Annotated in this window: 17 protein-coding genes and 1 pseudogene; 13 read left to right on the forward strand and 5 right to left on the reverse strand. The window is 39.7% G+C overall.

The genetic code is table 11. From position 1 onward, the window contains the following. The first annotated feature begins 264 nt into the window (after window positions 1-264). From BTO11_RS01755 to BTO11_RS01815, 13 genes and pseudogenes are all read left to right on the forward strand, one after another. On the forward strand, window positions 265-1,740 hold the full coding sequence (locus BTO11_RS01755; protein WP_105050961.1) for an adenosine deaminase family protein: 1,476 nt from the start codon (window positions 265-267) through the stop codon (window positions 1,738-1,740). Window positions 1,741-1,750: 10 nt separating this feature from the next. Further along, window positions 1,751-2,794, forward strand: coding sequence for a hypothetical protein (locus BTO11_RS01760; RefSeq protein ID WP_105050962.1), 1,044 nt, complete (start codon window positions 1,751-1,753; stop codon window positions 2,792-2,794). A gap of 369 nt (window positions 2,795-3,163) precedes the next feature. Further along, a complete protein-coding gene (locus tag BTO11_RS01765; RefSeq protein WP_105050963.1) occupies window positions 3,164-5,653 on the forward strand; it encodes a TonB-dependent siderophore receptor in 2,490 nt (829 codons plus the stop codon). A gap of 130 nt (window positions 5,654-5,783) precedes the next feature. Beyond that, a pseudogene (locus tag BTO11_RS01770) lies at window positions 5,784-6,875 on the forward strand (cupin domain-containing protein); the annotation flags it as partial. A gap of 112 nt (window positions 6,876-6,987) precedes the next feature. Then, the gene (locus BTO11_RS01775; protein WP_105050965.1) at window positions 6,988-8,313 is read left to right on the forward strand and encodes a nucleobase:cation symporter-2 family protein; all 1,326 of its coding nucleotides are present in this window, start codon (window positions 6,988-6,990) and stop codon (window positions 8,311-8,313) included. Window positions 8,314-8,318: 5 nt separating this feature from the next. Then, window positions 8,319-9,254 (forward strand): urease accessory protein UreD, encoded by a 936-nt coding sequence (locus BTO11_RS01780; protein WP_105050966.1) that lies wholly within the window; start codon window positions 8,319-8,321, stop codon window positions 9,252-9,254. A gap of 80 nt (window positions 9,255-9,334) precedes the next feature. Further along, entirely contained in the window at window positions 9,335-9,637 is a 303-nt protein-coding gene (locus tag BTO11_RS01785) for an urease subunit gamma (RefSeq protein ID WP_105050967.1), read from the forward strand. Between the two features lie 41 nt (window positions 9,638-9,678). After that, window positions 9,679-10,008: an urease subunit beta gene (locus tag BTO11_RS01790; RefSeq protein WP_105050968.1), complete on the forward strand. Its 330-nt coding sequence runs from the start codon at window positions 9,679-9,681 to the stop codon at window positions 10,006-10,008. 2 nt (window positions 10,009-10,010) lie between these two features. Continuing rightward, window positions 10,011-11,714 (forward strand): urease subunit alpha, encoded by a 1,704-nt coding sequence (gene ureC / locus BTO11_RS01795; RefSeq protein WP_105050969.1) that lies wholly within the window; start codon window positions 10,011-10,013, stop codon window positions 11,712-11,714. Window positions 11,715-11,736: 22 nt separating this feature from the next. After that, entirely contained in the window at window positions 11,737-12,231 is a 495-nt protein-coding gene (gene ureE, locus BTO11_RS01800) for an urease accessory protein UreE (protein ID WP_105050970.1), read from the forward strand. After that, the gene (locus BTO11_RS01805) at window positions 12,221-12,943 is read left to right on the forward strand and encodes an urease accessory protein UreF (RefSeq protein WP_229793358.1); all 723 of its coding nucleotides are present in this window, start codon (window positions 12,221-12,223) and stop codon (window positions 12,941-12,943) included. Before ureE ends, BTO11_RS01805 begins: the two co-directional genes overlap by 11 nt. Before the next feature lie 49 nt (window positions 12,944-12,992). Further along, window positions 12,993-13,604 (forward strand): urease accessory protein UreG, encoded by a 612-nt coding sequence (gene ureG, locus BTO11_RS01810; RefSeq protein WP_105050972.1) that lies wholly within the window; start codon window positions 12,993-12,995, stop codon window positions 13,602-13,604. Window positions 13,605-13,662: 58 nt separating this feature from the next. Then, a complete protein-coding gene (locus tag BTO11_RS01815) occupies window positions 13,663-13,854 on the forward strand; it encodes a hypothetical protein (protein WP_105050973.1) in 192 nt (63 codons plus the stop codon). A gap of 104 nt (window positions 13,855-13,958) precedes the next feature. On the opposite strand, the gene BTO11_RS01820 is transcribed toward BTO11_RS01815, so the two are convergent. The 5 genes from BTO11_RS01820 to BTO11_RS01840 form a co-directional block, all read right to left on the reverse strand. Further along, window positions 13,959-14,585, reverse strand: coding sequence for a TetR/AcrR family transcriptional regulator (locus BTO11_RS01820; RefSeq protein ID WP_105050974.1), 627 nt, complete (start codon window positions 14,583-14,585; stop codon window positions 13,959-13,961). 124 nt (window positions 14,586-14,709) lie between these two features. Then, on the reverse strand, window positions 14,710-16,953 hold the full coding sequence (locus BTO11_RS01825) for a malate synthase G (protein ID WP_105050975.1): 2,244 nt from the start codon (window positions 16,951-16,953) through the stop codon (window positions 14,710-14,712). A gap of 46 nt (window positions 16,954-16,999) precedes the next feature. Further along, window positions 17,000-18,193, reverse strand: a complete 1,194-nt coding sequence (locus BTO11_RS01830; protein WP_105050976.1) for a urate hydroxylase PuuD — start codon at window positions 18,191-18,193, stop codon at window positions 17,000-17,002. Between the two features lie 68 nt (window positions 18,194-18,261). Further along, on the reverse strand, window positions 18,262-19,548 hold the full coding sequence (guaD, locus tag BTO11_RS01835; RefSeq protein WP_105050977.1) for a guanine deaminase: 1,287 nt from the start codon (window positions 19,546-19,548) through the stop codon (window positions 18,262-18,264). A gap of 158 nt (window positions 19,549-19,706) precedes the next feature. After that, the gene (locus BTO11_RS01840) at window positions 19,707-20,204 is read right to left on the reverse strand and encodes an ureidoglycolate lyase (protein WP_105050978.1); all 498 of its coding nucleotides are present in this window, start codon (window positions 20,202-20,204) and stop codon (window positions 19,707-19,709) included. Window positions 20,205-20,226: the final 22 nt, after the last annotated feature.

The following is a 20,226-nucleotide window of genomic DNA, read 5'->3' on the forward strand; positions in this document are numbered from 1 at the left end:
TCGGCGATTGTTTTACCGATAAAGGATTCTGTTTTATGCTAACAAACTCACAAACCCTGACATTTATGTCAACATTTATCAGCCACTCAACAGATGAATATTATTAGTTTATTGCCACTGGTGAAGTTAAATCACTTATAAAAGCTGACACTTATGATAACTTTCACTGAATATGTATCAGTTGTAAAAACTGAATACTAAATTACCAACAGTGTAAGTAGGTGCAAGCTTTAAACCTCCGCCTTATAGAACAAAAGGATAAGCATGTTTTCATCATTAAAATATTTCACAAGTTTGGCTCTAGTGGCTAGCTCATTAATATTCTGTCAAAGCTTTGCCGTTGCAGCAACGTCGGGAGAACTGTCTGAAAAAAAACAAACCAATGCCAATTGGTTTAACAAATTTAAACAGCAAGCCTCTGACAAACAGCTTTATGACTTTTTATATAACATGCCTAAAGGTGCCGACTTGCATCATCATGCAAGCGGCAGTAACTTCCCTCGTTGGTGGTATGAACTTGCGACTAATACTCAGCTCAATGGCGGTTATCGTTATTACACAAAAACAAAATTAACCTTATGCCAAGGTTATGGCCAAAATACATTTGGTTATGGTTCTCCAACATTAACTTTTGTGAATATAAGTGAATACACTTATGAAAAGCTTAGTGCTTGTGAACAAAAAAATTATAAAGAAATTAGTAAATTAACCAACGCAGAAAAAAAAGCCTGGGAACAAAGTATATGGTTAGATAAAGACTACGAAGGCCGAGATGAGTTTTTCCAAACCCATTGGCAACGTTTAAATGAGTTGTCAGACAATCCATATATCGCAGCGGAATTACTAGTACGTAATATGCAAGCGTTTGCCAATGAAGGTGTTATCTACCTTGAAAGTCAATTTAATGTGGCTGGCTTTATAACACCGAAAGGAAAACCGCAAAGCCAAGAGAAAGCATTAACCATCCTTAAACAACGTTTAGCTCAAGACGATGCCAAACAAACTGGTGTTGAAGTTAAGCTGATTTACCAACTATTACGCTTTACGCCTAATGCAGAACAACAACTAACTGACATCTATAAATTTGTTGATCAAAATCGTGACATGTATGTGGGCATTAACATGGTTGGCCGTGAAGATAATGGCAAAGGTCATCCACTACGATTTTTAGCAACCTTACGTGAACTAAGACAACAATACCCTGCAATTGCACTAACTATTCATGCAGGAGAAGTAGATGAACCAAACTTTCATATCAGAGATACATTACTGCTAGGCGCAGACCGAATTGGTCATGGCGTTAATTTATTAGGCGACCCACAAACTTTATTACTAATGCGTCATAACCATTATTTAATCGAAATAAACTTGGTCAGCAACTTGTTATTGGAATACGTTGATGAGTTTAAACAACATCCTTTCCCTGAGTATCTACGCACTGGTATTCCAGTGGCTTTATCAACCGATGACCGTGGGATGTTTCATTCAAACTTAACCGATGAATTCTTTATTGCGGTTAAAACCTTTAACTTGTCCTGGCAAGAAGTGCTAACCCTGAGTAACAACTCACTCAAATATAGCTTTTTAGACCCACAAACAAAACAGGCTATGCTTGATAAATATCAGCAAAACATGAAGACGTTTGAGCAAAACTTTAAACAAAGCGGGGCAAGCAGTTTGCAGAAGCCCGCGGTGTTAAATCAGTTCATTCGCCGTCAATATCCACAATTAACTCATTAGGCTGCCTTTTATGAAAAATGTATTTAGTCACCATTTATTTAGCAACCGCACCTTTAATCAGCTCATTTTTAACCAGAGTACTTTTACTTGCAAAAGAGCTAATTTAAAACAGCTAACCATCGTATTTATCAGCTTATTTTTAATCAGTTGTACCCAAGCTGACAAATCTTATACTCAAGTAGTCGCTAATGCCCAGCTAACTGAGGTAGCCAGTACCATTAACCTAGAAAACAATAAAGCAGCTTTAAAAACTGTCGCCGATGTAGATTACGCACAATGGAGCCAAGAAGAAAAACAGTCAGCTCTGTTATTAACGGCATTAGGTTGTATCGACATTAGTACTAACGATAGCAAGCAATCAACGTCAGTAAATGACTGTGAAGCTCTAGCGCCTTTATCCATTGATTATCCAAGCGTCCCATCTTCGCTAACATTGTTATTGAATCAATTGGTAAGCCAAAAAATTGTGCAAGGTTACAATGTTAAAGAACAAACGTTGGTTACATCAAATGAGACTGGTGACAACATTATCCTTTATGGTCATAGTTCTTTGATACACGCAAAACAGTTAATTAGTCTATTAACCATTAGTAATATTGATTTTATCTGGCAAGTTATTGCAAAAGAATCAGCCTTTAATATTCGTGATGATTGGCAAGATATTCAGCCTGACGAGAAAATATCGAGAGTACGAATAGCCAAAGAATACGATGTGCGATTTACCTTTGCAGATAACGCAGAACAACTACGCTTTATGCCTTTAATTAATCAATATGCCAAAAAAGACAGTGACGATGAAACTGGATTAATTAAAAACGCTTGGTGGCAGCCTTTTTACCGCACGTTTGCTCCTCAGCAATCTTTTATGCCAGTTAAAAGAATCTCGTTACAAGCTGACGGATTTGTCGCATCTACACTTGTATTACCCGCTGATTTAACCAGCATCTTAAATTTGATTAAAAGCAATTTATCACAAACCGACGTGATTATTTCCAGCGAAGATGTATGGGTAAACCCAGCGTTTTATCGTTACCTTGAGGGCGACTATAAATAGTAATAGCTAACTCCCAGTTCGTTAGTGAAACATTAATAAAAAGCGCTAACGAGAAAGTCCAATAGTGCTATTAATTCAAATAGCACTATTAATAAAGCATTAGCTACACGTTAGCACTAGCTTAGTGCAATTGCTCCAATCTAGTGCTGAACAGTCTACTCCCCAAACCTTTTTAGTATACACACCAAGTTTCCCACCTAATAAATTAACCAACAAAAACAACTCCTTAGAAGAGAAAAACAGAGTTGACACTTGAGTCAACTAAATGGCATTAATTCTGCTTTAGTTAGCCTAATAAAATAATAAAAACTAACTGAAACTGGCCATCGAGCTAGTACTTTCGATAAAAATTTAGGGGAATATTCTATTATGTCATTACGTGCATATAAAACCACTTACCTTGCTTCTGCTATTGCGTTAAGCCTTAGTATGTCAGCGAATACTTTCGCGGCAGATGAAGCAGAAGAACCAACCGATAAAGAAATTGAAAAAATTGAAGTGAGAGGCTCTCTAGGCAGCCTTCCTGGACAAGCTGTTGAGTCGGTATTTGGTTTTGGTAAGTCAATTTTAGAAACCCCTCGTTCTGCCTCAACCATCAGCCAAGAGCAGATGGAACGTTTTAGTGTTAGTGACATAGATGAATTAGTTGCTTTTGCACCTGGTACATTTACCCAATCTTTCTTTGGTGTTGCAGGATCGTTAGATGTCCGTGGTACGCCAGGTGAAACTTATTTTCGTGGTGTTAAACGTCTAGATAACCCAGGTAATTACCCAACACCAATTGGAGCGTCAAGCCGAGTTGATATTGTACGAGGCCCAGCATCACCTATTTATGGTCCGGCCAAAATAGGCGGTTACTTAAACTTTAACCCTAAATCTGCACGCGCTAGCGGTGGTCAATATTTAGATGAAAACACTGGCGGCTTTTCTTATACAACAGGAAGTTGGGATAAAAATGTAATTACCGCAGAAATCGGCGGACCAACCAAAGTTGCGGGTAAAGATGCTGGTTTTTACTTATACGGTGAAATTGAAAACTCTGGTAGTTTTTACGAAAATACAAAAACAGATCAAACTGTATTACAAGCGGCATTTAACATTGATGTAGCCGACAATCTTCGTTTTGAATTTGGCGGTATGTACCATGATTACGATGGCAATCAAGTTGCTGGTTGGAATCGACTTACTCAAGATTTAGTTGATAACGGTACTTATATTACCGGTACAGCGCAACCACTAGACACAGATGGCGACACTTATATCTCGCATCAAGAATATAATGCAGCGGGGGTTGATCAATATATTTGGCAAGTGCCAATGAATCAAACAACGGCGGATCTTATTCCAGCGATTATGGCTTTAGAAAATGTTGGTACAACAACATTAGATCCTAGCCAGGTATTAGTAGCAGAAGATGATGAACTGACCAATACCGTTCAAACATTGTATTTTGATGCTATGTATTACACAGACAACGGTTGGGAAATTAAAAACCAATTGTTTTATGAAGGATACGAGAATAACAATGAAAATGCCTACGGGTTTTCTCAATATCACGATAGCTGGGTAATAGAAGATAAAATCGTTTTCTCTACTGAATTAGAACTTGATGACATGGTAGCGCAAATACAAATATCACCGTCATTGCGTTATGTTGATTTTGAGCATGGTGAAGACTGGAAGAATGAATACTTTGACCGTCGTGACTTAACAATGGCTTCAGGTTCACTTGACCGTCGTTTGTTAGCAACGTCAATTGATGATGATTACACCGAGTGGTACGAAGGTAATTACCTAGACATTGGTTTTGCCGCTATGGTCGACTTAACTTGGGAGTCAGGTTTAAATCTTGTTCTTGGTGCACGTTACGACTCATTTGATATGGAAAGCCACACCGACGTCGATAAATTATTACTAGGAAACTATGGTTCTGGTTTTGTTATTACTTCTGACGATGGTAAATACTTATTAAATGACTTTGGTGCCGACTCTGCCAACTATACAGCTGCTGATATTACAGCACCTGTAGATGCTGAAGATACGGTTGATGGTATTTCTTGGAACACCAGTCTTTCGTACAAATTTGATATTGGTTTAATTCCATATATCACAGCAGCTGAACAGTCGACTATTATTGTTGGCCAAGGTGCTGAGATTAAAACCGGCGCTATATACTCAGGTGGCGTTTTCGATAAATCTACCTTAATGGAATATGGTGTTAAAGGTACATTCTTAGAAGACTCTCTTTACTTTGCACTTTCAAACTACAAGCAAGAACGTACAGATACCAAAGCACAATCGACTACACTAAATAACGTAACAGAAACCGAAGGGACTGAGCTTGAAGTGCGTTGGGTAGTGACTGATGACTTAGTTGTATCTGCAGGTTATACCAATGTTAAAGTGATGAATTTAACCGCGATAGAAGATGGTGGTCAATATGGTTTCTTCGGTGCTGAAGATATGCCATTAGTTGAACCTTCACTTGCTTATGGTGGTGTAGTTGGCGGTCCAAATCCTAGTAGCAATAACCCTGAAGGCCTTAAAGCTGGTATTCCAGAAAACATTTACTCTTTCACGGCTAGTTATGATTTCCAAAATGGATTTTCAGCCAACGCCAGTGTTATTGATGTAGATTCGGCCTATTCAGGTTATTCACAAGCTGTGTTACTTCCTGCTTATACTTTAGTAAATGCAGGTGTGTTGTATCAGGCGGATACATGGTCAGCGAGTCTTAACGTTAAAAACTTAACTGATGAAACTTACTACCGTGCAAACTTCCCTGACTTATTTGGTAGTGCAGTTGTTTTACCTGAGCTACCTCGTAGCGTTCAAGCTAAGTTCACGTACAACTTTTAAGCTGTAAATTTTTAATTATGATGTTAAAAATAAGAGCTCAGCTCTAAGACAAAGCGAAGCATATAACCAATATGTTTCGCTTTTTTAGCTTTTAATGACGTTCACAACAATTAATATATGAGGAAATATAATGAAGTATTCCTATCGATTATGTTTATTTTTTGGTTTAACGGCGCTGCTTAGTGCATGCAACCAAAATACATCAGCTACAAGCCAACAAAATAGCCCTATCGAAGTTAAAGTCGTGGTGGTGAACATGTTTGAAATTGGTGAAGACTCTGGCGATAAAGCCGGTGAATTTCAAATGTGGAAACAAGGCCAGAAATTAGATACTCGGTATCCATTTCCACAGTCTTTTCATGACTTATATTACAATGAAGACACTGGTGTTTTAGGTATGGTCACTGGGATGGGAACCGCGCGTTCTGCCTCAGCAATAATGGCATTAGGACTTGACCCTCGTTTTGATCTAACCAAAGCATATTGGTTGGTTGCAGGGATTGCTGGCGTTGATCCACATGATGCATCAATCGGCTCTGCGGTATGGGCAACTTGGTTAGTAGATGGTGATTTAGCCCATGAAATTGATACTCGTGAAATACCTAAAGATTGGAACACTGGATTTTTCCCGCTGTTCTCACATGGCCCATATACAGACAAAACCGTGAAAGATACGAGCCATAAATCAGCTGGCGAAGTGTATAAAATCAATGGCGAACTGGCTGAATGGGCTTATCAACTAACCAAAGATACTCCGCTAACAGATTACCCTGCGATGCAAAAACTCAGAGCTAAATACGTTAATTATCCAAAAGCTCAATTACCACCGTTTGTTTTAAAAGGTGACCACGTTGCTGCATCTACATTTTGGCATGGCAAGTTACTTAATGAGTGGGCAAATTCATGGTCTAAATTTTGGAGTGACGGTGAAGCAAACTATGTTACATCTGGCATGGAAGATACAGGCACGTATCAATCTTTAGTTTATTTAGACCGAGCTGGTAAAGCAGACAAAAGTCGCTTTATGGTGCTAAGAACGGCGAGTAACTACAGCATGCCACCAGATAGTTTATCGGCAGCGGAAAACTTAAAACTGGAAAGTGGTGAAAATGGCTTTGCAGGGATGACTTCATCACTAGAGTCGGCTTACTCAGTCGGTAGTATTGTGGTTGACGATATAGTGGCTAATTGGTCAATTTATAAAAACACAGCGCCATATCAAGTTAAGCCCTGATTAATTGGTGATTAGTCGTTAGTTAGTTGATTAATTAATAAAAATAACGGATGTAGTTAACTAACATCTCACAGCATAGCTAAAGGTATTATTAGCGATTATGGAAATATTATATAAGGTTGAGGATAAGCCACCTGTAGGTACATCGATTTTGCTAGCAGCGCAGCATTTATTGGCGGCCTTAAGTGCAATAATCACAGTACCATTAGTCATTGGTGGCGTTTTAAAACTACCGGTAGAAGATACTATTGTTTTAGTAAATGCGGCAATGTTGATATCCGGTGTGGTTACTATTATTCAATGCCGAGGGGTTGGTCCTGTCGGAATTAGACTGCCTTGTGTGATGGGCACCAGCTTCACCTTTGTTGGTGTCTCTATTGCAATTGGTTTTGAATATGGCGTTGCTGGTATTTTAGGCTCCGCCTTGGTCGCTTCTCTTGTTATGATAATTGGCAGTTTCTTTATGCCAATTATCAGAAAGTTTTTTCCTCCTGTTGTTACCGGCACTGTGGTTACCTTAATTGGCCTGTCATTAATTCCCGTTGCAGTTGATTGGTTGGCTGGCGGTCAAGTAGGCCAAGAGGGTTATGCATCCCTGTCTAATCTAGCAATAGGTTTACTGGTATTAGTGACTGTGGTGGGCTTATCTATTTTTGCTAAAGGATTATTATCCGCAGCGTCAGTTGTTATTGGTATGTTAGTGGGTTACCTCATTTGTTTAGGCTTAGGATTAATTGACTTTAAACCTGTGCAAGATTCGCCGCTAATTTCTTTACCTAGCCCTTTTCACTTTGGTTTAAGTTTTCCAATTAGTGGGATCATAGGTATGTCTATCGCCTACTTAGTAACTATCGTTGAATCTACAGGTGACTTTCTGGCGTTATCCAATGTCACCAAAACAAAATTAACCGGTAAAAAATTATCCAGTGGTATTTTATGTGATGGTTTAGGTTCAGCCTTGGCCTCGGTATTTTCTACTACACCCTTTTCTTCATTTTCACAGAACGTTGGGATTGTTGGTATGACCGGAGTAGCAAGTCGATATGTTGTTGCTATTACCGGCGCTATGTTAGTCCTTGCTGGATTATTTCCAATTTTAGGTGCTATGGTGGTTTCTATTCCCCTGCCAGTATTAGGCGGTGCAGGCTTAGTTATGTTTGCCATGATCATCACAGCTGGAGTGAATATTTTATCCACTACACAGCATACAAAAAGAAATGGAATGATCATCGCCGTTAGTATCGCCTCTGGCATGGCCGTTACGTTTCGTCCTGAATTGCTAAGCCAATTACCTGAGTCTTTAAAGATTATTTTAGCCTCTGGCATTACCACAGGTTCAATTATCGCTTTAATATTGAATATTATCTTGCCGAACCCTGATACGGTTATAGAGACAGAGAATGCAGAATTGAAGGTGGAAAATTAATAACAATGACAACTAATGCAGTGAGCAAGGAGTTAACAATTACGAGTACTCCAACGACCCAAACTACTACCCCATTAAAAAATGCATGGCTTGCAAGCTTGTCTTTAGAATTTAGTTTAACGCCCAACGGCAGCCAACTTACCCGTACCAAGCGCAATGGGCCCTTGAGTGTGCAAAAAGCGTTTTATCCAGAAGGGCGCGACTGTGCCCATATTTATTTATTGCATCCACCAGCAGGTATTGTATCTGGTGATGAACTGCACATTGATATACAGGTAAATGAACAAGCGCATTGTTTAGTGACTACCCCGGGAGCAAATCGCTTTTATCGCGCCCGTGAAGACTTAACCATTGGTGACTCAAAACAAGTTCAGCATTGTGGTATTTCAGTTAAACAAGCCGCTAAATGTGAAAACTTTCCACTTGAAACCATTGTTTATGAAGGTGCCGATGGTTTTAATACCGTTGATGTCTATGTAGACAGCGATAGCAGTTATTTAGGTTGGGATATTACCTGTTTAGGTTTACCGAGTTCTGGCCAACTTTTTAAACATGGCAGTTACACTCAATTAAACCGAGTTTATTGTGAAGACAGGTTAATTTATCACGACAGAATTTCGATTAAACCAGACAATCAGATACATCAGCATATTGCCGGTTTAAACAACCACAGCGTATTTGCGACTTTTATGGCTTATGCCGCGAAAGGACAAATCACTGACGCCGACAACAAAATGTTAATTGAGCAATTACGCGATTGCATGATTGCCGCAGACGCACAGCACAAAGTCAGCGTTAGCCAAATACGTCAGTTACTGATAATACGTTATTTAGGTGATAGTGCAGAAGAGTGCAAAGCCTTGTTTATCATTTTATGGCAAACAATACGGCCACTATATTTAAATAAAGCAGCCAATGTACCGCGCGTTTGGCATACGTAAACAGTACTCATAAAAATTAATTTGAGCATCCGTTTTAGATGCTTCTATTTAGAAAAGAACACAACACAGTCGAGAATATTATGGATTTATTACCAAGAGAAAAAGACAAATTACTTATCTTTACCGCAGCCTTGTTAGCTGAACGTCGTTTAAAACGAGGGGTGAAATTAAATTACCCTGAAGCGATGGCTTATATCTCAATGGAGATCATTGAAGGCGCACGTGATGGTAAAACCGTTGCTGAGATGATGGATTACGGTCGTACCTTATTAACGCGTGAGCAAGTGATGGACGGCGTGTCTGAGCTAATTCCTGAAGTGCAAGTTGAGGCGACGTTTCCGGACGGTACTAAGCTAGTCACCGTTCACAACCCGATTATTTAATCTAGGGTTTTACTAATGAGCAAATCACAAGTGAGAAAACTATGATCCCTGGTGAAATAAAAACTGACAGTGGCAATCGTGAGCTTAACGTAGGCCGCGAGCAGATAACCGTAACCGTTGCTAACTCAGGTGACCGACCTATTCAAGTTGGCTCGCATTATCATTTTTACGAAGTGAATCGCGCGTTGATTTTTGAGCGTGCAATCACCAAAGGTTATCGTTTAGATATTACCTCAAGTACGGCGGTTCGTTTTGAGCCGGGTCAAGAAAGAGAAGTTACTCTCATCCCTTATCGCGGTAAGCGTCGAGTATTCGGCTTTCGTGGTGATATTCAAGGTGATGTTGATGGTAAAAAAGAGGGAGATAAGTAGTCATGGCAACGATTGATAAACATTCTTATGCACATATGTTTGGTCCAACAGTTGGTGATCGTGTGCGTTTAGCCGACACCGACTTATGGATTGAAGTAGAAAAAGATTTTACTGAATACGGCGAAGAAGTCACTTTTGGTGGCGGGAAAGTTATTCGAGATGGTATGGGACAAAGCCAGGCGTCCTGTTTTGAAACCGTAGATTTGGTCATTACCAATGCACTTATTCTTGATCACTGGGGCATAGTAAAAGCTGACGTCGGCATTAAAGATGGCCGCATCGCGATTATTGGTAAAGCTGGCAACCCTGATATTCAAGATAATATTGATATTGAAATTGGTGCAGGTACTGAAGTTATTGCGGGTGAAGGCCAAATATTAACGGCCGGTGGAATTGATGCGCATATCCATTTTATTTGCCCACAACAAATTGAAGAAGCCCAAATGTCAGGGGTCACCACTATGATTGGCGGTGGTACAGGTCCAGCAACAGGCACCAAGGCAACGACTTGTACGCCAGGTCCGTGGAATATTCATAAAATGTTGCAAGCGACCAATGACTTTGCAATGAACTTTGGCTTTTTAGGCAAAGGCAATGTGAGTTTGCCACAAGCTTTAGAAGAGCAAATTGAAGCAGGTGTTTGTGGTTTAAAATTGCATGAAGACTGGGGCACAACGCCAGCGGCTATTGATAACTGCTTATCCGTTGCTGAACGATATGATGTTCAAGTTGCGATTCATACAGATACGCTAAATGAATCTGGCTTTTTAGAAGATACATTAGGTGCATTTAAAGGGCGCACTATTCACACTTATCACACCGAAGGTGCTGGCGGTGGTCATTCACCAGATATTATTCGCGCTTGTGGTGAGCCTAACGTATTACCTTCATCAACTAATCCTACGCGTCCTTATACGATTAATACGATAGATGAACATTTAGATATGTTGATGGTATGTCATCACCTCAATCCATCTATTCCAGAAGACATTGCCTTTGCTGATTCTCGTATTCGTAAAGAGAGTATTGCCGCCGAAGATATTATGCATGACCTAGGCGCAATCAGTATGATCTCTTCTGATTCACAAGCCATGGGACGTGTTGGTGAAATGATCACCCGCACTTGGCAAACTGCTCACAAAATGAAACAACAACGCGGCCCTTTAGCACCTGATACAGAACGTAACGATAACTTCCGCGCTAAGCGTTATATCGCCAAATACACAATTAATCCGGCCATCAGTCACGGAATTAGCCATGAAGTTGGGTCGATTGAAGTTGGCAAATTAGCGGATTTAGTATTATGGAAACCCGCATTTTTTGGTATAAAACCGTCGATGATCATCAAGTCTGGTTTTATCGCAGCGGCGCCAATGGGGGATGCAAACGCATCTATTCCAACGCCACAGCCTGTGTATTATCGCCCAATGTTTGGTGCTTTTGGTAGTGCGTCGGCTAAAACGTCGATGACCTTTATGTCGCAAGCGTCAATTGACGCTAACGTGCCTGAGAAAATAGGCATGACTCGAATGATTGGAGTGTGTAAAAACACTCGTAATATCGGCAAAGACGATATGATCCACAATAGTTGGCAGCCAAAAATTGAAGTTGACGCACAAACTTATGAAGTAAGAGCCAATGGCGAATTACTCACTTGTGAACCTGCGACGTCACTTCCTCTTTCTCAACTTTACTGCCTATTTTAAATAGACTTATTTAAGGACTTACATGTTAAAAGCATATGAACGTTTTGATCATATTCACAGTGAAATTACAGACTCAATCACACTCGATCAAGACACCCGTAAAAAAGCGCGCATTAAAGGTAAAACTGACGGCGGATTAGACATTGGCATTTTTATGGAGCGCGGCCACCCATTATTGGTCGGTGAAATATTAAAAACTGAATGCGGTTTATTTATTGAAGTAAAAGGACTTGAAGAGCCAGTATCTACTGCGGTTGCAACTGACTGGTTGGCATTTTGTAAAGTGTGTTATCACTTAGGCAATCGCCACACGTCATTGCAGATTGGTGAGCTGTGGGTGCGTTTTAAGCCAGATCATGTATTAGAAGAATTAGCTGAAAAGTATGGCTTAACTATCAATCATACTCCCGCTATTTTTGAACCTGAAAACGGCGCTTATGGTAAAGGTGGGCATTCCCATAGCCACTCGCATGAGCATGATGAGAAACATGAGCACGGACATTCACATGCCCACTAGCTCAAATACTCAACTTGCGAGTAAACCACAGGCAGATCCGATAAAACTTAATCGGCTTTTGCAGCTGTGTAGTGCAAATTTACCCGTTGGCGGATTTTCATTTTCCCAAGGTTTGGAATATGCCGTTGAAATGGGTTGGCTAACGTCACCAGAAACAGCCGCAAGCTGGATAAATATCAACTTGGAAGAGTCAATAGCACAAACTGACTTAGCAATTTTACAACGCTTATATCAAGCGTTAAGCAACAATAACTTTGATGCGTTTAATACTTGGAATCAACACTTGATAGCTTGTCGTGAAAGTCATGAGTTATTACTGGCAGACTTAGCTATGGGTAAAGCATTAGTGCGTTTGTTAAGGCAATTAAATAGCATAGACAGCCAAGCTTATGAACCAATTTTAGCGTCAACAGAAATTAGCTTTGTTAGTGCTTTTGCCATCTGCGCTTACTTGTTTGAGCTTGACCTTCTGTCGGCACAAAGTGGTTATTGCTGGACCTATATCGACAACCAAGTGGCGGCGGCGACTAAGTTAATTCCGCTTGGTCAAACTCAAGCACAAAACTTACTGTTTGAATTAACAGAAAATACACAATTGATTATCGAAAAGTCGAACTGCATTGCAGATGATGATGTTGGCACTAGCTTACCGCATTTAGCAATGGCAAGTGCCTGGCATGAAACCCAATATTCACGACTATTTCGTTCATGAATAACAAATAAATTTCTGACAAAAGAAAAGATAAAAAGAGAACAAATAAATGAAAAAACAAGTTTTACGCATCGGCGTTGGTGGTCCAGTAGGATCAGGGAAAACTGCATTATTACGTCAATTATGTATAGCATTGCGTGATAAGTACAGCATGGCTGTGGTTACTAACGATATTTATACCCGCGAAGATGCTGAGTTTTTAACTAAAAATGATGCGCTGTCAGCAGACAGAATTATGGGTGTTGAAACAGGTGGTTGTCCGCATACTGCAATCCGTGAAGATGCATCAATGAACTTAGCTGCTATTGATGAGTTACAAGAGTTACACCCAGATTTAGATTTTGTTTTAGTTGAAAGTGGTGGTGATAATTTAAGTGCGACGTTTAGCCCGGAATTATCTGATTTAACCATATACGTTATTGATGTTTCAGCGGGCGATAAAATCCCACGTAAAGGTGGTCCTGGTATTACTAAGTCTGACTTGTTAATTATTAATAAAATTGATGTAGCTGATTTAGTTGGCGCGTCATTGGAAGTAATGGACAGAGATACTAAGAAAATGCGTGGCGACGGAAAATTCATATTCTCTAATATGAAAACCCAACAAGGTTTGGCGGAAATAATAGAATTTATTGAACAAGAAGGTATGTTGAAAATTTAATTTTCAGCATTGATTTACTCATAAACCAAATTTATACCAATTGAATTAAGGAATTAACATGAAATTTTTAACAATACTTATTAGCTTACTTTTTATATTCAGTGCTCAAGTAGCCGCACATCCAGATCATAGTTTAACTGAGAATTCTCATGCTATTTATCACGCTGTGTTTTGGGCTTTATTTGCTGTGGTAGTTTACAAAGGCTATACATGGTTTAAAAATAAGAAGTCTGAAAAAAATCAGGATTGATAATTAGGGGCTGTTTATAAATAAGATTGCTGTAGTGGATACGTCTTTAGATAAGGCTCCATTACAGCAATTTTTGTCGCTTTTTAAAGGTTAAACAGCTGAGCTTATTTGATACCACAGCCTTTAAGAATGATCTGCGTTAATGAAGCAACCACCTCTTCAAAATCTTGATCTTGCATATTATCTTTATCTAAAGCTGCCACAACCTGCACATTAAAATCTGCGTAGTGTTGAGTAGAACTCCATATTAAAAACAATAAATGATGCGGATTAACCTTGTCGATTAAACCTTGCTCAACCCAAGACTCAATAACCGCAACTTTGCTTGCAAGCCATGTTTTAAAGTCGCTATTAAGGTAGTCATTTAGCACTGGCGCACCATGAATAATTTCACTGGCGAATATTCTCGAAGCATCCGGATCATCTTTCGCGTGCATTACTTTTGCTCGAATATAATCACTCAATGCTTGTTTTGGTTCGTTGTCCACATTTAGGGTGTCGTAGTCGGTATTCCACGCAGCAATAATGCTGCTAAGCAATTGCTGATATAAGTCAGTTTTGTCTTTAAAGTAGTAATGGATATTGGCTCTGGCGATGTCGGCTCGTTCAGCTATGCGCTTAATTGATGCACCTTTAAAACCATGAGTTACAAATTCTTTTTTTGCAGCATCGAAGATAATGGCTTTATTCTTTTGCCTGATACGGCCTTCTTGCTCCTTCACTTTTGTCACAATAACTCCTATAAAACAATTAACGTTAGGATTTAATCTAAACGTCAGCGGCAGATTTAACGATATTAATATAGGCCGCTGATAATGTTAACAATTAGAAAGTAAAAAACCAATTTTTTACAACCTATATAAGCTCAGCCTTCAATTCAACACGACGCTGATGTAATAACGGCTCTGTGTAACCACTTGGTTGTTCTTTACCTTTTAAAATTAAATCGACTGCAGCCTGAAACGCAATATTAGTATCAAAGTCAGCTGACATAGGTCTATACGTTGGGTCTGCTTGGTTTTGAGAGTCAACCACCGCGGCCATTCGATACAAAGATCCCATCACTTGCTCTTGGCTTAACATGTCGTGTAACAACCAATTACAAATGTGCTGACTAGAAATACGTAACGTTGCTCTATCTTCCATACGACCAACGTTATCAATGTCTGGTACTTTTGAGCAGCCCGTACCTTGGTCAATCCAACGTACCACGTAACCTAATAAACCTTGAACATTATTATCTAACTCATGCTGTATGTCAGCGGCCGTTAACTGTTGTTTATTTTTTAATAGTGGAATAGTTAACAAATCGGTTAAACCATCATCCACTTGCTTCGTTGCAAACTGCTTAAGCATTTCATCTTGAATATCACTGACATTAACCTGATGATAATGCAGAACATGTAAGGTAGCAGCGGTTGGCGATGGCACCCAAGCACAGTTAGCGCCTGATTTTGGATGAGCAATTTTAGTCTCAACCATAGCGGCCATTTCATCGGGTGTTGCCCACATGCCTTTGCCTATTTGCGCTTTGCCTTTTAAGCCCGCTTGTAAGCCGATACGCACATTACGTTTCTCATACGCGTCAATCCACGGTTCGTTCTTCATTAACTCTTTACGTGCCATTGGGCCTGCTTGCATACTGGTATGGATTTCATCACCAGTACGGTCCAAAAATCCGGTGTTAATAAAGGCAATACGGTCTTTAGTCGCTCGGATACATTCTTTTAAGTTAACCGATGTGCGGCGCTCTTCATCCATAATTCCCAATTTAATGGTATTGGTTGCTAAACCTAAACATGACTCAATACGAGTAAATAACGCATTACTAAATGCCACTTCAGCAGGGCCATGCATTTTAGGTTTTACAATGTAAATACTGCCTTGGCGTGAGTTTACAAATTGAGAATTACGTTTTAAATCATGCAGGGAAATTAGTGTAGTGATCAATCCATCTAAAATACCTTCAGGGACTTGCTGATTGTCAGCGGTTAGCACCGCATCATTTGTCATTAAGTGACCGACATTGCGAATAAATAACAAACTACGTCCTGGCAAGGTTAAGGTTTGATTATCTACTGTGCTGTAGGTTCTGTCGGGATTAAGTTTTCTAGTAATTGTGACGCCATTTTTCTCTAACTGTTCGGTTAAGTCACCTTTCATTAAACCTAACCAATTACGGTAAACACTGGTTTTATCTTCGGCATCAACCGCCGCAATTGAGTCTTCACAGTCTTGAATCGCCGTTAACGCTGACTCTAAAATAATGTCGGCTACCGAGGCCGCATCAGCTTTGGCCACAGGCGAACTTGGATCAATTTTAATCTCTATATGAAGGCCGTTATTTTTGCACAAAATTGCACTTGGTTTTTGTCCATCACCGTTATACGCAACAAACTTTTCAGGCTGCTTTAAACTCACTTGCTGTCCTGACTTGAGTGTTATAACTAATTGAGACGCTAACACTTGATAACCAGTTACATCACTATGGCTACCAGAAGTTAACGGAATAACACTGTCTAAAAATTTACGAGCATAAGCGGTTACTTTGGCGCCACGGATTGGGTTGTAACCTTTGCCAGCGGCTGCGTTGTCATCGTCACTGATAACGTCTGTGCCATAAAGTGCATCGTACAAACTGCCCCAACGTGCGTTGGCTGCATTTAATGCAAAACGTGCATTCATTAGTGGCACGACTAATTGTGGTCCTGCAACCACAGCGACTTCTTCATCCACTTGTGTTGTGGTGATAGAAAAGTCTTCTTGTTCTGCCACTATGTAACCAATATCAGTTAAAAACGTCTGGTACTTTCTCTGGTGATCAAGCACTTTACTGTGCTCAAGCTGTGATGCTTTATCTGTCGGGTTAACGTGTTGAGGGGCAGAATTTGCTAAATGCCACGCATCTATTTGTGCTTGAAACTCTTCTCGTTTTTCAAGTAAGGCTTTATTTTTAGGCATGAATTCATCAAAGATATTCGCCATAGATTGCCAAAAATGATCAGCCTTGATACCTGAATCTGGCAGCACTTCATTTTCTACCAAGTTGTATAACGACTCAGCAACTTGATAACCGTGTTTTATTACTCGCGTGTTCATAAACCTATCCTTCATCGCATTAATCAGAGCTATATTTTAGTCCCGATTATTTACTAATTTGTTGTAACCAAGTCGCTAATTGACCGCGCTCTTGATCCGTCATTTTAGTCTTATTCATAAATGGCATGTCTTTAGCGTCGACAACTCGTGCTTGTATGCGTGGCGCCCATTGTTTAATTGAAGCTTCACCATTAAATACCACACCACCTTGAGCTACCGTGAAAATGTCGTCGGTATTTTGTTCTGAATGACAGGCACTACAACGCCTTTCTATAATTGCTTGTACTTGCTCCATACTAACTTCTTGTTCTAGCTGCTCAGCACTAATTTCTACTTTAGCTGGCGCAATGACATAAGCTAGCGCAATGGTTGCGGCCACGGCTCCAACAATAATACCTGGCTTATTTTTACCGAAATGACGAAGTACAAAATATTGTCTAACCGCTGCCGTGGTTAATATAAGCGCCATCAATACAACCCAACCGGCATTGTGATTAAATGTCATTGGATAGTGGTTAGAGATCATAATAAAGATCACGGGCAAGGTAATATAAGTATTATGAGTTGAGCGTAATTTGGCGTTCAAACCATATTTAGAGTCTGGTTTTGAACCATCTTCTACCGCTTTCACCAAAGCACGCTGTGCGGGCATAATGCCAAAGAACACATTACCCGCCATGATAGTTCCGATAACTGCGCCCATGTGCATATAAGCACCACGAGCACTAAATACTTGCATCAAGCTGTAAGATAACCAAGTGCCTAATGCCAGTAAAATAACGGCTAAAATTAAACTATGATCTTTAAGTTTAGTTCTCACTAAAACTTCATACGTTCCAACACCAACAACAATTGAACCTAAGCCATATAAAATAGCTTGCAGCTGAGTAAGCTCGGCAACACTAGAGTCAATAAGGTAAGTTTCAGCCCCTACATAAAACATTAGCGATAATAAAAAGAAGCCAGTGATCCATGTGGTGTACGCTTCCCACTTAAACCAATGCAACATAGTTGGCATTTTTGGTGGCGCAAGTTTGTATTTGGCTACCTCATAAAAACCACCGCCATGGATAGCCCATAAATCACCAGAAATACCTTTGTCGACTTTTTCTTGTGGTGGCGTTTCTAAGTGATTATCTAGCCACACAAAATAAAATGATGCGCCAATCCAAGCAATTCCTACCACTACATGTGCAAAGCGAATGACTAAATTTAGCCAATCTGTAATATACGGATCCATAATTTTTCTCGATTCTTGTTATGTTTTAATAATTCTTTTAATGCGTATTTTAATAGCACTTGTTAAATTTAAACTTTTTCACCCATTACATGGGTGGCTTTTACATGACGTTCGTCACCTAACATACTCAGAATAAATAGCTTTTCAGATAGTTGAGTACAATGCTGCATTCGTCTGTCCATTAACGCAGTTGCATGATAATCAAGAACCACAAAGTCAGCTTCTGCACCTTTAGTGAAATTACCAATTGTGCCTTCCAGGTCCAACGCGATAGCACCGCCAAGCGTGGCTAAATAGAACGACTGAAAAGGACTTAACTTATCACCACGTAACTGTTGAGTTTTATAACCATCACTCATCGTACTTAACATAGAAAATGTAGTACCAGCTCCAATATCAGAGCCCATTCCAACATTGATATCGAACTGCTTAGCTTGGGTAAGATTAAACAAACCACTGCCTAAAAACAGATTTGAACTCGGGCAAAAAGCAATAGCGGAGTCGGTTTCACCTAAACGCTGACATTCAGAGTCGTGTAAATGCACACCGTGGGCAAACACACTTCGGCGGCCTAACAATTTACTCTTGTCGTAAACATCTAAATACCCATCACTTTCTGGGAATAACTCTTTTACCCAGGCAATTTCATTGAGGTTTTCACTTAAGTGCGTATGCAAATAAACACTTGGGTTTTCTGCTAGTAATTGCCCCGCTTTATCTAATTGTTCTGGTGACGATGTTGGCGCAAATCTAGGTGTAATTGCGTACTGTAAGCGGTCGACGTTATGCCATTTTTCAATTAATTGTTTTGACTCTTGATAACCTAATTCTGCCGTGTCTGATAAATCTTCAGGGCAATTACGATCCATCAAGACTTTGCCACAAATCATTCTAAGTTTTTTCTGTTGGGCGGCGGTAAAAAATGCATCGACCGAGGCTTTATGAACTGTACCAAATACCAATGCCGTTGTGGTTCCAGCATCTAACAACTGCTCTAAGAAGAAATCAGCAACCGCTTTTGCATGATCAAAATCACTAAATTGTTTTTCAAATGGGAAGGTATAATTTTCTAACCACTCAAGTAACTGTTCACCATAAGAGGCGATCATCTCGGTTTGCGGATAATGCACGTGCGTGTCGATAAAACCCGGCATGATCAAACCATTTTCATAGTGAGTCACTTGGATGCTGTCATCAATATTGGGTAACAGCTCAGCTGCGCTGCCAACCTGTTCCACTAAGCCGTCTTTTATGATCAATAGGCCATCTTCAAAATATTGATAACTTTCTTCCAATGCAACTTTGGCAGGGTCTGCCAAAAAATGAAGAAGCTCACCACGATATACTTTTAACATCTTTTTTTACCTTAATTAATAACGCTGATTTTATGCATCAAAAACGTTATTTTTATATTCTGTTTATTTTTTCTTAGCTGTTTTCTTAGCTACTTTTTATTTAGCTGCTGTCTGTTTAACTACTTGGCTAACTATTCTTAAACTATCTTCGAATAACGCTAACTCTGGGCTATCACTAACGCGCCGTCGAGTTCCAATACATCACAGTTACCACCTTCTCCACCTCGGTCTATCACAAGGAAGTCACTTTCGCTGTTTAGTGCTAAACAGAAATGATGCCAAGTGCCTTTGTGATAGTTTACACCTTGGTTAGAGTCAGCTAAAAACACTTCAATTTTGTTAACATCAAATTCCCCAGCAGGCGCAACCACGACCAAATATGGATTATTCCCCATAGGAATGAATGCTTGGCTACCTAAAGGATGACGTTCCATCATCTTGATTGCGATGGGCTGCTCTAGTGGTGTTGAACGGAAAATATTAACCAATACTCGCCCGTCTTTGTCATTAACATCTACCTTAGCTAAGTCGTGATAACGCTGGGTAAAACCATCATTAATGGCAAAGTTATTAGCTTGTTCATTCGCTTCAATTACATCACCAAAGACTTTAAATGCATCTTTGGTTAATGGCTTTGGCATACATTTTTTTAACATGATATTTTCCAGTTATGGCTTT

This window comes from Psychrosphaera saromensis (genome assembly GCF_002954545.1).
Lineage (GTDB): Bacteria > Pseudomonadota > Gammaproteobacteria > Enterobacterales > Alteromonadaceae > Psychrosphaera > Psychrosphaera saromensis.

Coding starts and splice junctions, on each gene's coding strand:
- BTO11_RS01755 (WP_105050961.1), top strand. CDS start 265: ATGTTTTCATCATTAAAATATTTCACAAGTTTGGCTCTAGTGGCTAGC.
- BTO11_RS01760 (WP_105050962.1), top strand. CDS start 1,751: ATGAAAAATGTATTTAGTCACCATTTATTTAGCAACCGCACCTTTAAT.
- BTO11_RS01765 (WP_105050963.1), top strand. CDS start 3,164: ATGTCATTACGTGCATATAAAACCACTTACCTTGCTTCTGCTATTGCG.
- BTO11_RS01775 (WP_105050965.1), top strand. CDS start 6,988: ATGGAAATATTATATAAGGTTGAGGATAAGCCACCTGTAGGTACATCG.
- BTO11_RS01780 (WP_105050966.1), top strand. CDS start 8,319: ATGACAACTAATGCAGTGAGCAAGGAGTTAACAATTACGAGTACTCCA.
- BTO11_RS01785 (WP_105050967.1), top strand. CDS start 9,335: ATGGATTTATTACCAAGAGAAAAAGACAAATTACTTATCTTTACCGCA.
- BTO11_RS01790 (WP_105050968.1), top strand. CDS start 9,679: ATGATCCCTGGTGAAATAAAAACTGACAGTGGCAATCGTGAGCTTAAC.
- ureC (WP_105050969.1), top strand. CDS start 10,011: ATGGCAACGATTGATAAACATTCTTATGCACATATGTTTGGTCCAACA.
- ureE (WP_105050970.1), top strand. CDS start 11,737: ATGTTAAAAGCATATGAACGTTTTGATCATATTCACAGTGAAATTACA.
- BTO11_RS01805 (WP_229793358.1), top strand. CDS start 12,221: ATGCCCACTAGCTCAAATACTCAACTTGCGAGTAAACCACAGGCAGAT.
- ureG (WP_105050972.1), top strand. CDS start 12,993: ATGAAAAAACAAGTTTTACGCATCGGCGTTGGTGGTCCAGTAGGATCA.
- BTO11_RS01815 (WP_105050973.1), top strand. CDS start 13,663: ATGAAATTTTTAACAATACTTATTAGCTTACTTTTTATATTCAGTGCT.
- BTO11_RS01825 (WP_105050975.1), bottom strand. CDS start 16,953: ATGAACACGCGAGTAATAAAACACGGTTATCAAGTTGCTGAGTCGTTA.
- BTO11_RS01830 (WP_105050976.1), bottom strand. CDS start 18,193: ATGGATCCGTATATTACAGATTGGCTAAATTTAGTCATTCGCTTTGCA.
- guaD (WP_105050977.1), bottom strand. CDS start 19,548: ATGTTAAAAGTATATCGTGGTGAGCTTCTTCATTTTTTGGCAGACCCT.
- BTO11_RS01840 (WP_105050978.1), bottom strand. CDS start 20,204: ATGTTAAAAAAATGTATGCCAAAGCCATTAACCAAAGATGCATTTAAA.